This is a genomic window from Paenibacillus sp. MY03, from assembly GCF_002165585.1.
Classification (GTDB): domain Bacteria; phylum Bacillota; class Bacilli; order Paenibacillales; family Paenibacillaceae; genus Pristimantibacillus; species Pristimantibacillus agaridevorans.
Window position 1 is genome coordinate 250,897 of the sequence record NZ_MXQD01000001.1, and the last position, 12,644, is coordinate 263,540.

Sequence of the window (12,644 nt, forward strand, 5' to 3'; positions counted from 1 at the left end):
TGAGATGCTTCGTGATCAAAAGTAAACTTTTTAACCACCTTTATCTGGTAGTGACAGGTATCCTGTTCTATATAGTTAGGTACATTATTAAAAGGGAGGCAACATTCAGATGAAAAAGAAAGCCAAAATGATGTTCAGCACGCTGCTTGTCCTCGTCTTCGTTTTCCTTGCAGCTTGCTCCGGCAACAATGGAGGCAATGGCGGAAATACCGGCGCGGCGAACGGCGGCAATTCGGGCAACACCAACAATGCAGGCGAGGAATCGCTTGAACCGATTACGATTCGCCTTGCATCCGGCGACGTGAACGCAAACTGGGATGACATGAAAAGCGAAGTCGGCCAAGAGATTCTGGCCAAGACGGGCGTAACGCTTAAACAGGAGTTCCCCGTTGGCGGAAGCGATGCCGACATGTTCGCCCTGATGGTTGCAAGCGACGAATATCCGGACCTTGTTATGCCGAAGGGCAACGCGGGCAAGCTGGTTGATGCCGGCGCGCTGATCGATCTTCGTCCGTTGATCGAAGAACATGCTCCGAACCTTAAGAAAATTTATGGCGAATACTTCAACCGTCTTCGTTGGAGCGAGCAAGACGACGCGATCTACGTATTGCCGCAAGATGGCGTAGGCCACACTTATTTCGAAGCGGGCGGCGGCTTCCAGCTGCAGCATAAGGTTCTTGAAGCTGCGGGTTTCCCCGAGATCAAAACGGTAAAAGATTACGAGAACGCAATCAAAGCCTACATCGAAAAAAATCCGAAAACCGAAGACGGACAACCTACGATCGGCATGTCGCTGAACGGCGGCGAATGGCAGATCCTTATCTCCGTAACGAACCCCGCGTTCTACGCGACGGGCGCTCCGGATGACGGCGAATTCTACATCAACCAGGAAACGTTCGAAGCTATCATGCATTACCAGCGTCCCGAAGAGCGCGAATACTTCCGTTGGCTGAACCACATGAACAATATCGGCTTGCTGGATCCCGAGAGCTTCGTCCAGAAGTATGACCAATACAAAGCGAAAATCGCTTCCGGCCGCGTTCTTGGTCTGGTTGATCAACAATGGGACTATGCGGATGCCGAAAACGCGCTGAAAGCCGAAGGCAAATTCGACTCCACGTACGCACGTTTCCCGGTTACGCTTGACGAGACTTACCAAGACCATTCCTTCCAAGGAACGGGTTACCTGTCCGGTTACGGCATTGCGATCACGAAAGACGCAAAGGATCCGGTCCGCACCATCAAGTTCCTGGACTACCTTGCATCGGATGAAGGCCAGGTTCTCGTCAACTGGGGGATCGAAGGCAAGCATTACAACGTAGAGAACGGCAAACGCGTTATCCCTGCCGACGTACAAGCGCAGAAGTCGAACGACAACAATACGTTCAAGAAAACGACGGGCATCGGCAACTACCTGATCTCCGCCCGTTATGGCGACGGCGTTATGGATCCAAGCGGCAACTACTATACAACGAACTTCCCGGAGCAGATCGTCACGGCTTATTCCGAAGCGGATAAAAAGACGCTGGCGGCTTACGGTGCAACGACGTACAGAGATCTGTGGCCGGCTAACGACGCGTTCCCCGAGCGCAAATACGGAGCGGCTTGGACGCTTCCATTTGAGACGGGTTCGCAGGCGAACGTTATTTTCCAGAAGACGCAGGACATTATGAAAAAACGTATTCCCGAAGCGATCCTGGCGAAGCCGGAAGACTTCGACAAAATCTATGACGCCTTCCTGAAGGATTTGGACGATGCCGGCGTGGCCAAGTTGAACGAGGAATTCTCGAACATGGTCAAAGCCCGCGTGGAACTTTGGTCCAAATAATAGCGGAATACGAGGAGCGCACCAAGGAGAGCATTTCTAACAATGTAACAAAGGGAAAAGGTCGAAGCAAAGGGAACCTCTGCTCGACCTTTTTCAAATTATAAGAAAGTATATGTTTTCTCCGTACTTGACCTATAATTCTCGGAATAAAACGCGCTGCGCCGCCAAAGGACGGCGACAGACGTTTCACCTTGTCTTATTTTATTTCTTTGACTTACTTGCGGCCGTACAGCTGCACGTCGATTGTGTCGATTCTGCCTCTGCCTCTGCCGCCGCAGCCGCCGGAGTATCCCGTTGAGTATGCTACAATGTTGACATATTTGCCGGGTACCCTGTACGTGTCCGTATACGATTGCCCTGGAGCGAGCCTCACTCTTGCGAGCCTATAGTTGTCGGTTCTACCATTCTGCGTGCTGGTCATGGCGACATTTACGGACGTCGCGGATGTGCCGCGGTTCTCTGCGAACAGGCGAATGGTTTCATATTTTTTGACTTTGATGCCTCGGTCTTTGTGATGGTGATGATGATGGTGACGGTCTTTTCGAGTCAACACTCTGCTCGAGCCCGTACGGAGCGATACGCCTTCAGCGGGTGTACTGAACAACAATTTGTTCTTAGCCAAATGCTTTCACCTTCTTCTCGTAAAGTACTATATGCTATGATTTAGCTCTAGCATTTGCTTGTACTTTTGCCGAAGGCGATCTGTCCCGATAGAGCGTTATTTTAATAGAGTTGATGGAATCAGGTTGCCGGAACGGCGTTAGCGCTGAACAATCACCTTGTCGATGATGCCGTATTCGACCGCTTCTTCCGCGGACATGTAATAGTCTCGGTCCATATCCCGCTCGATCCTCTCCAGCGACTGACCGGTGCGCTCTGCGGTAATGCGATTCAACTTTTCCCTTGTGTTAAGAATATGTCTGGCGGTAATGGCGATATCGCTCGCTTGTCCCCGGGTGCCGCCGTGAGGCTGATGAATCATGATCTCGCTATTGGGCAGCGCGAATCGCTTGCCTTTGTGGCCTGCCAGCAGAAGAATGGCGCCGAAGGAAGCGGCGAAGCCCGTGCAGATGGTGCTAATCTCCGGCTTCACGTATTGCATGGTATCGTAGATGGCAAGACCTGCCGTCACGGAGCCGCCCGGACTGTTGATGTACATATGGATGTCCTTGTCGGGATCTTCCGCCGTTAGGAACAGCAACTGCGCAATGATGCTGTTAGCAACGGCATCGTTAATTTCCGAGCCGACGAAGACGATGCGGTCCTTCAGCAGTCTCGAATAGATATCGTACGATCTCTCGCCGCGGTTCGTCTGCTCGACGACGTATGGTATTGGAATGTTCATGGGGTAACCTCCCGTAGGTTTGAATTGGATTACGCCGGGTAAACGATCCAGGGGGCTGGAAGGATACGCGAATTCGGGATAGGATATAAGTATAACGCGGAGAGTAACTTTTAAGCGTATTCGTTCGTTTACCCCAGAAGGACGATATCCGCTTCGCTTGCAGCGGGTGAAGGAGGCTGGACAATGATGAGCAAAGATGGCATTGCGGATAGAGGGATCGAGAGACGGGATGCAAGTATGGAGCTGGAAGCGTTGCAGGCCTCGTTGTACCGGTACTGCATTTCGCTGACGGGTTCTATCCCCGATGCGGAGGACCTCGCGCAGCAGACATGGCTGAAGGCGATACAGAGCCGGAAGATAGAGAGTCATGTTAATCCGGAGGCGTTCCTGATCCGGGTAGCCAAGAACGGCTGGGTCGACGAATGCCGCCGAAGACGGATGCTGCGAGAACGTATCGGGCAGCTGCAAGAGGCTGGCGGTCAGCCGCCTCAGGAGGATACGGAGGAAGCGGATCGGGCGATCGCCGCGATCTATCGGCTGATGTCGCCGATCCAGCGAACCGTATTCATGCTGCGCGACACGCTCGGTTACTCCATCGCGGAGACTGCAGAACTGCTGGATACAAGCGAAGGAGCGGTAAAAGCTGCACTGCACAGAGCGCGTCGTGCGCTTGAGGACGTAAGGACGTCCTTGCTTCAAGATAGCGATTACGATAAGGGCCACGTTATGAGAACGGAAGATTTAGAATCGGAAGCGATGGTGCGGCAAGTCCGGGAAGCCTACGTTTTTGGCCGAACCGACGAGCTAATACGGCTGCTATATGTGCCTCAGACCTCTGCGGGGAGACTGGAGGTTATTGGCTGGAGCGTACAGTCTCCAAGCTACGGTGCAACCTCGATGGGTCCGCAAGCCTCGTATTCCATGCTTATGTCGGCTTGATGTCCGCGGATTTCAGGCCTGATTCGGGGTAAATGCTGTTTCTGTGGCCTGATAACCTGGGCAGGGCAAGCTGCGTAATGGACGTTTCTGTTGACCGGATATATTTCCTTGCTATCCTGCCTCAGCTATTGAGGCGGGCTAGTGGAGGTTAGGGCGGGATTAAGGGACATTTGATATACTGGAACAAGAAGAAGGAAAAAGGAAAGAAGGAAAGATGGGAAGCGCTACTATGCATACAACGGTATTTTTTGACGTAGACGATACGCTGTACGACCACCTGCTGCCGTTTCGGAAGGCGATACAAGGTTTGACGAGCGATAGGCCGGACTTCCCCTTCGAGGAAGCTTATCACCGGCTCCGATATTATAGCGACAAGTTGTCATTAGAGTTGGGCGGCGCAGGAGCGATGGAAGCGGGAGCGGCGACCGAAGGGATGAGAAGGCGGCGTTTTCAGTTGACTTTGGCCGAGTTTGGCATTCAGTTGAGCGACGAGGAAGCCGCGGAGGTGCAGGCGGCTTATATCGGCTGCCAGTATGACATCGAGATGTTCCCTGGCTCGCGAGAACTGCTTGCCAAGTTGGCGGCATCGGGCATCGCGGTAGGTTTGATCACAAATGGAGCAGGAAACCACCAGCGACGCAAAATCGAGGCTATGCGGCTAGAAGAGTTCGTTTCTCCGGAGCGTATCTTTATTTCCGGCGAGACGGGGTGGGATAAGCCCGACATTCGGCTATTCCGCCACATTAACGCGGCTACGGGAACGACGCCTGAGCAATGTGTCTATGTAGGCGATTCCTGGCGCAACGACGTGGTCGGCGCCTTGGGCGCGGGTTGGACAGTCGTCTGGTTCAATTACCGGGGGGCTCAGCCGGAGAGCGACGATCAGCCCCACCACATCGTTGCCGATTATAAAGAATTGGCTGATCTGTTAATGAAGCTGATGGCTGCTTTCAAAATGAGCCGCACCAGACTTGATCAGACAGTTAAGTTATAGCGGGAAATAAACTCCTATGGGCTCAAGTAGAGTGAGCTCGTAGGTTGCCTGAATCGCCGAAAGAAGCATAAAAGTATACTACAACGGGCTCCCTGTGTAGTCTACAATGGTTAAGGCCGGGGCTGATCCGCCCAATATAGCGGAAAAACCCGCTATAATGCGCTGTACCGGGCCTGCCCGGCCCATCCAATGAACTCGCTTTTTCATACACATTCGCTCATCCCCGCCCGCCAGGACCCCAATGAACTCGCTTTTTCATACACATCCGCTCGTCCTCGCCCGCCAGGGCCCCAATGAACTCGCTTTTTCATACACATCCGCTCGTCCTCCCAGCCAGCCAGCGCGGCCCTGATCCGCCAAAAATAGCGGGCAAGCCGCATACAAATAAACCCGTTAAGCAACGTGCAGCAAGCACGCTTCGGCTTAACGGGTTATTCGACGTTCGTCCCCCCCCAGGTTCTAGAGCAGCTTGCGCTCCTGTGCGGCAATCAGCGCCTGCGTCCTGGAGGATACGCCGAGCTTGCCGTACAGCGTGGACAAATAGACCTTTACCGTACCTTCTGACAGATGCAGGGCGGCGGAGATTTGTTTGTTGGAGGCTCCCTTTCGCAACTGGCGCAGCAACTCGAGCTCGCTGCGCGTCAGCGGCTCCTTCGAGGCGCGTCCCTTCCTAACCTGCGGGAGAACAGGAGCCGGGCAGGCGGCAATCAGCTCATCCAGGTAGGAGCCTGTTACTCCAGGCAGCACATCTACGCTGCTCTTTCGGCCTCTGCGCGGATAATAAATGCGGCCATGGGCCACGGCGTATTCTTTGTAGCGGTGCAGAAGCTCGGTCATCTCCGCTCCTTCATCCGCGAAGCTGCGGATATATCCGTTCTCGGCACCAATTATGAGCGCCTCTTCAAGCGATGCAAAGGCCGAGTTCCGGTTGCCGACCTTGTATTCGAAGAGGGCATGCAGCACTGCATGCTCCACAAGACTGCTCAACTGGCCTTCCCTTCTGGCCTGGGGCTTCAATAATTCCAGGAGACGCAGCGCCTCCTTCTCTTTGCGTTGACGTCCCAGCAGGCGGGCAAGCGTCAAATATTCGTACTCCTTCGCGTATATCGGAAGCTCCCTGGCCGTTACCGACATATGTTTGGCCGTATCCTTCGCTTGCGACAAGCTGCCAATGGATAATTCCAATCTCGTCCGGAATGCGTATACCGCGATAAGCCAATGTTTGTCCTCAAGACCAGACGCGAATCGCAACGCATCCTCGACGACCTGCTCCGCTTGAGCTATGTCCCCGAGCGCCTTATGGATGGATGCTTCGGTAAGCCGATGCGGAATGAGCAGACCGGGAATGCCGCGGCTCGCCACCGCTTGCTCGATACCTCTCAACAGGCTGAGGCTGTCCTTCAACCGGTTCCATTCGTAGTAACCTTCCGCCAATGATTGTTTGACGTACAGATTGATAAGGGAGCGGTCCCAGCCGTGGGAATCCAGCGTGCCGCTGAACAGCTCCGCGATCGTCTCGGTCGTCGGCGATAATACGCCGTTCATCCCCATTACCGTTCTACGGACGAAAGGCTCCTTGAGGTTGTAGTTAAAGTTGTAGAAAAGCGGATTCTCCGGGAGAAGTTCATCCAAAATGCCAGTGCTGTATGCCAGCCAACGCTCATAATCGCCGCTGATGAATACGAGATTCGATCGGACGAACAGGATGCCCGACTTCAGATCTTCGTTTTTCTCTGATTGCAAGCCGTGGGCCTGCTCCAGCACCCGCTCCAACCGCTGGAGCAGATGCTCCGCCGGCTCAAGCTGTCCCGTCAGCACGAGCGCGAAGGCATGGAGCAGCGACATCTCATGCGAGAGCGAATAATCGTCCGGGAAGCTGCCGAACCATCGGAGCAGCGTTACCAGTTCGCCGCGGCGCAGGACATCGGGGATGTGTCTGCCCAGCAGCTCCTCCATCATGTCATATTCTCCGGCAAACGAGGCATGGTCGATGGCTTCATGAAGCATGCCGTGCCTGGCGAACAAGACGCTTGCTCTGCCGTGCGTCCGCCGCCACTCCTTCGGATGCTCCATCCGGAACGTCTCCGCCAAAAATTCGGAGAAAAGTCGATGATACCGGAAATAACCGGAACGCTCGCCGATCGGAAGCAGAAATAAATTCAGCTCATGGATTTGCTCCAGCATGACATCACCGTCATCCCGGCCGGTCACCTCGTTGCAATATGACGCATCGAAGTTTGTTAACAACGATGTGCGCAGCAGGAAGTCTTTGAGCTCGATAGGGAGCGAGGCTACAGCTTCCTGAAATAGATAATCGGACACATGGCGCTCGTGGCCCTTGAAGGAGCGTAGCGCATGTTCCATCGTCTGACCGGATCGCAGCATCACCCGGACGAGCATCATGCCGGTAATCCAGCCCTCAGTCCGATCTAACAGCTCGATGAGGCACTCGACAGTGGCAGGGGCGGAGTCGCACAGCAGGAGCTCTGTCTCCTCCAGCGTAAATCGTAATTCGGAGACGGTCAGCTCCGCCGCTTCGCCGCTAATCATAAGCTTCATCGTGGGGAACGGAATCGGCTGCCTGCTTGCTATGGCGAGATGCAGATTATCCGGCATGTATTGAATGAAATAAGCGATGTGCTCGTGCAACTGCTCGCTTGTGATCGCATGATAATCGTCGATAATAAACAGGAGAGGGCGCGTGACCAGGGCGAGCTCGTTCAGCAAAGCATCGATATAGGTTAGCCGGGACACGGAGTTCATTCCCTCCGCGAGCAAATACAAACGTTCTGCGGCAGGATCGTCCACGGAAGCAGCCAGCGCATGCGTCAGGCATCGCCAGAAGCGGTTGCTGTCATTGTCGGCGCCGTCCAGCGAAAGCCATGCGACAGGTCTTCCGACTTGATTTCCCCATTCTGCGAGAAGCGATGTTTTGCCATATCCGGCCGGTGCGCAGACAATCGTCAGCTTGCCGGCGAGGGATCGATTAAGAGTCTGAAGCAGCCGTTCGCGAGTCACGAATCTGCCTCTTCTGGTGGGTAATGTGATTTTGGCCAGAGCCGCGCGATCGTGCATGACAGTCATTCCAATCGTTCCTCCCAACTGCGAAGTAAGACCGTTCCGTTCGTGTTGCTGTTATTGTCTATTATAAGGGAAAGCTGTCGAAATGTAGAGACGCAAGCGTCTAGCGATTGCCGAGCGACAACAGCTCCCGCAGATCCGCCTCCGTCAGCGAGGAGGAGGATAGGCCGTCCTGCGACAAAACATCGTCGATCAGGGTTAACTTGCGCTGCTGAAGCTCCACCATCTTATCCTCCACGGTTCCTTCGGAGACGAGCCGTATAATCTGAACGACATTTCGCTGGCCGATTCGGTGCGCACGGTCCGCTGCCTGTTGCTCCACCGCTGGATTCCACCAAAGGTCATACAGAATGACCGTATCCGCCCCCGTCAGGTTAAGCCCCGTGCCGCCCGCCTTCAGCGAGAGCAGGAACAGATCGCGTTCCCCTTCGTTGAATCGGCTGCATAACTCGACTCGTTCGGCGGCTGGCGTGCTGCCATCCAGGTAGAAGTAGGGTACGCCCTTGTAGCCAAGCTCGCGGCTGATCAAACCGAGCATCTCCGTGAATTGGGAGAACACGAGCGCGCGTCTGCCCGCGCTGCGGCATTGATCGACGAGCTCCAGAAGTTGCTCGAACTTGGCCGAGCTTCCCTGATAACCCTCGACGAACAAGGCGGGGTGGCAGCATAGCTGGCGAAGACGCGTAATGCCCGCCAATATGCGGATACGGGCTTTGCCGAATTCGTCGCCGTTGTCGAGATGCTTGAGCGAATCCTCGCGCAGCTTGGCGAGATAAGCCGCGTAAAGCTTTTTCTGCTCCGGCAGCAGCTCGCTGGTCTGAAGCGTCTCGATCTTCTCGGGCAGCTCCTTTAGCACCTCGGACTTAAGCCGGCGCATCAGGAACGGACGGCTGCGTCGCGCGACTTCCTCGCGGGATAGCTCTCCGAAGCCTCGAGGATCCGGGAAGAGCGCGGGGAATACGGCCCGGAAGATCGACCACAGCTCGTCGAGCCGATTTTCGATCGGCGTGCCCGTCAAGGCGAAGCGGTATTCGGCCTTCAGCGAACGTACGGCTCCGGCCGTCTGCGTATTTACGTTTTTGAACGCCTGGGCTTCATCCAGGATGAGCGTATGGAACGAATGCGCGGCATACGTCTCCCAGTCCCGCCGCAATAGCGGGTAAGAGACGATAACGACGTCAGGCCTTCCGTCGCCTTTGCCGTCCTTATCAAAATCGGGCTTTCCACGACTGACGCCGCCACCGACACTGTCACCGCCTGCAATCGTCCAATCCAAGGCGTCCAGCCGTTCCTCCTTGCTCCCGTCCGCGATAACCGTGCGCAAGCCAGGTGCAAATCGCGTCAGCTCGCCTCGCCAGTTGTACATCAGGGAAGCGGGGCATACGATCAGAGCCGGCCGACCGGAGGCACGGATGTCATCCGTGACGGACAACAAGAAGGCGATGCTCTGAATCGTCTTGCCGAGTCCCATCTCGTCGGCAAGAATGCCGCCGAACCGATAGGCGGCGAGCGTCTTCATCCACTGATAGCCGATCTTCTGATAATCTCTCAAGATGCCGCCGAGAGCTTCCGGCAAAGGGAAATCGAGCCGCTCGGGGTCGCGCAGGCTGTCCAGCAGCTCCTTAAGGGAGCGCCCCAGCTTTACCGCATCGGACCCCGGCATATCCAGGAGCGCGGCAGCCTTGCCGATCGGCACCCTGGCCATATCGCCATGAAGGGCAAGATGATGCAAACCGACGCCGTTCATGACGCGCAGCATCGCTTCGAACGCCTCCGTCCTAAGCGGCAGCAAAGCGCCTGTCGCCAGCTTGTAATAAGGCTTTTTCGCTTCGACCGCCTCTACGACCGATTTGATCTCCTGCGCGGAGATGCCGTCCATCTTGAATTTGAATTCCAGCCAGTCCGTTCTTTCGTCCCAGGTAAGCGACAGCTTGGGAGGGATCGTTTCGTTAAGGATACGGAGCTTAACGGCCGCCGTTGCATAGACGGTCAACAGCTTTTCCAGTTGCGGGACGATCTCGTGCAGGAACAGAAATTCGTCGTCGTCCCCCTCCATTACATATCCGCCTTCTGTTTTTACGAACCCCTCCTGCTGGAACAACCTCAGAATTTCCTTCTCCTTCTCGGAATCTCGCATTAGAATGCGCTCGGATCCACGGGGCTTGTCCCCGTTCTCAAGCGGGTTGATGATGATATCGCCGTACTGAAATTCCAGCCCGGCCAGCAGTCTCCCGCGAATCCGATCCAGATAGAGACGCGCCTTCAGCGGCTGTACCCAGATTCGATCCGCGACAGCAGGGGCAAGCTGCAGCTCCCCAAGCTTCGTTAAGCTGGGCACGACTTTGTCCATAAAGCGGTCGATCTGCTCCGCAGCGATTGTTACCGACTCTTCGTCGGCCGTATCGCGGATCCCGGAAAACAGCAGCCGCTTCAGCTTGGCCAGCTGAACAAGTCGGGCGGAGGGGAGCGGATAGAATACGCCTCCCATAAAGGCCATTCCGTAAGCTTCCAGCACGATCGCTTCTCTGATGCCGCTGGCCGTAAGGGAATAACCTTCATCCTCACGGGAACGATCAAGCTTGAACTGCAGAGGCAAACGGCTATGCGAAGGACCTGGCACAGGCTTGCCGAAGGTCGATGGCCTGGAGCGTTCTCTTCCTTGAGCGCCAAATACTTCCGTTTTTGCGCTTGATGCTTGGGATAACACGGTCAGCAGTCTCGCCCAGCTATGCGGCGGAACGACAAGGAAACGCTCGTTGCCCTCCAGTCCCGGCCCGGAAGAGGGAAGAGCCCCGGATGCCATGGCGGAGCGGTATCGTTCGTCTTCTCTTAGTAAAGAGACCAGCTCTTCGATGACAGGCTCGTCCTGGGGAGAGAAACGATGCTGCTTGGGGGTATATCGGAAGGACTTGGCCGTCTGGCACTCCCGTTGTTCTTCGACGCTGCGCAGAAATCCCGCCAAATGCTGGACGGGGTGAAGCTTCTGCAACCCGATCTTCATATCCAGGCCGATCGTATGCCTGCCGTCCCGGGCGGGGAGCAGCAGGATGCCGAATTCGACGTTAAGCGCCATCCGATCGTCTCGCAAGGGGCTTCCGAAGCTGACGGGTACGGAGGTATCTTCGCCGAACAGCCCGAGCAGATGCTCGACGAGCTCGCGATCCGGGGAGCTTTGCAAATAGATTTTGGCACCCACGCTCTCTGAGGGCTTCGTACGAAGCCGACCTTTTCTTGATGCTTCGACGATGGAGATAAGCGCTGCGGCAATATGTTTGCAATGCTGATCCTCCGCCAGACTGGACAAGCAGCCGCATTCCGGCTCGACGCTGCCGCCCGCTCCAAGCCTGACATGCACGACATAAGGACGACTGGCCGATACGGTCGCCGAATAACGGCTGCCGGAGCGTTCGACGGCAACCTTGCCTTCGCTTGCATAGGCGGCGCCTTTCTCATAGTTTTCTGGACCGCATAGGCTGATAATTTGATTTCGAGTAAGTGAAACGGACATGATGTTCTCCTTTGACGCTTCGTTCGTTAATGGATATGGATTAAGGCATTCCGCCATCGCAACAGTTAATCTCATTATAGTACAATGAGAGGACAATAAGGAGACAGGCATCACATTCCTGGGAGGTATGATATGCCATTTACGTTCGCGCATCCGCTGTATGCGGCTCCGCTCAAGCTGGTAAAGCCTGGCTTGTTTAGTTTGACTGGACTCGTGCTGGGAAGCATGTCGCCCGATTTCGAATATTTTTGGGCATTCGAGCCAAGAGAGACGATCGGGCATTCGCTGGAAGGGCTTTATCTTTTTGCGCTGCCTGTCAGTTGTGGTTTGGCGCTCCTTTTCCATTACCTGATCAAAGAGCCTCTGTCGGCTTGTCTGCCAAGCCGATTCGGATTAGATAGCAGAGCGAGGAATTTGATTCGGGAGAGAGAATGGCGTCTAAGGAAACTCGGGGATATCTTGAAGCTTCTCGTTTCCATTGCGATCGGCTTTTTCTCGCATGTGTTTGTGGATGCCTTTACGCACCAGTCCGGTTTTTTTGTATCCAGGTGGGGAGTGCTGAGGGAGGAGCTTCTCGGATTTCCTATTTATAAGCTATTGCAGCACGGAGGCTCGCTGCTTGGCCTTAGCGTTATTATCCTATTTATGATTGCAACATTAAAGAAAGCTTCTGCCGATGTTCCCTTCGAACCTTCCGTCTCGCGAGGCTTGAAAACGGGATACTGGTGCGTGGTCTTTGCGGTCGCTATTCTCGCTATTATTGTTAAATGGACTTACTTCGGCAGCGCGAATCTGTTAGGCATGTTCGTGGTTTCGTCCATATCCGGCACTCTGCTGGGCATAATAGTCGCTTCGATCCTGTTCGTTCCATGGATTCCGCCTGTAAGGAAAGTCGATAAGGAAAATTTGACTTCATAAACTGTATATAATAAAATTACAGTATTCTAAA

General features: G+C 54.8%; 8 protein-coding genes. 4 read left to right on the plus strand and 4 right to left on the minus strand.

All coding sequences use genetic code 11. The annotated features are described in order from the left end of the window. Nucleotides 1-109 precede the first annotated feature (109 nt). Nucleotides 110-1,828: an ABC transporter substrate-binding protein gene (locus B1748_RS00830; protein WP_087565965.1), complete on the plus strand. Its 1,719-nt coding sequence runs from the start codon at nucleotides 110-112 to the stop codon at nucleotides 1,826-1,828. 214 nt (nucleotides 1,829-2,042) lie between these two features. Here B1748_RS00830 and B1748_RS00835 read toward each other — a convergent pair whose 3' ends face one another. Next, the gene (locus tag B1748_RS00835) at nucleotides 2,043-2,450 is read right to left on the minus strand and encodes a hypothetical protein (RefSeq protein ID WP_087565966.1); all 408 of its coding nucleotides are present in this window, start codon (nucleotides 2,448-2,450) and stop codon (nucleotides 2,043-2,045) included. Between the two features lie 138 nt (nucleotides 2,451-2,588). Continuing rightward, the gene (clpP, locus tag B1748_RS00840) at nucleotides 2,589-3,173 is read right to left on the minus strand and encodes an ATP-dependent Clp endopeptidase proteolytic subunit ClpP (protein WP_087565967.1); all 585 of its coding nucleotides are present in this window, start codon (nucleotides 3,171-3,173) and stop codon (nucleotides 2,589-2,591) included. A gap of 183 nt (nucleotides 3,174-3,356) precedes the next feature. Here clpP and B1748_RS00845 point away from each other — a divergent pair, with 183 nt between their 5' ends. Further along, nucleotides 3,357-4,112 (plus strand): RNA polymerase sigma factor, encoded by a 756-nt coding sequence (locus tag B1748_RS00845; RefSeq protein ID WP_087565968.1) that lies wholly within the window; start codon nucleotides 3,357-3,359, stop codon nucleotides 4,110-4,112. 229 nt (nucleotides 4,113-4,341) lie between these two features. Next, a complete protein-coding gene (locus B1748_RS00850) occupies nucleotides 4,342-5,106 on the plus strand; it encodes an HAD family hydrolase (protein ID WP_256975460.1) in 765 nt (254 codons plus the stop codon). Between the two features lie 459 nt (nucleotides 5,107-5,565). Here B1748_RS00850 and B1748_RS00855 read toward each other — a convergent pair whose 3' ends face one another. Together B1748_RS00855 and B1748_RS00860 are read right to left on the minus strand one after the other, a co-directional pair. Beyond that, complete coding sequence (locus B1748_RS00855) at nucleotides 5,566-8,190, minus strand: winged helix-turn-helix domain-containing protein (protein ID WP_087565970.1); 2,625 nt, start codon at nucleotides 8,188-8,190, stop codon at nucleotides 5,566-5,568. Between the two features lie 100 nt (nucleotides 8,191-8,290). Continuing rightward, nucleotides 8,291-11,695 carry a DEAD/DEAH box helicase gene (locus tag B1748_RS00860; protein ID WP_087566140.1) on the minus strand — a complete coding sequence of 1,135 codons (3,405 nt, stop codon included), beginning with the start codon at nucleotides 11,693-11,695 and terminating at the stop codon, nucleotides 8,291-8,293. 132 nt (nucleotides 11,696-11,827) lie between these two features. Here B1748_RS00860 and B1748_RS00865 point away from each other — a divergent pair, with 132 nt between their 5' ends. Further along, nucleotides 11,828-12,613, plus strand: coding sequence for a DUF4184 family protein (locus B1748_RS00865; protein ID WP_087565971.1), 786 nt, complete (start codon nucleotides 11,828-11,830; stop codon nucleotides 12,611-12,613). The last annotated feature ends 31 nt before the right edge of the window (nucleotides 12,614-12,644 follow it).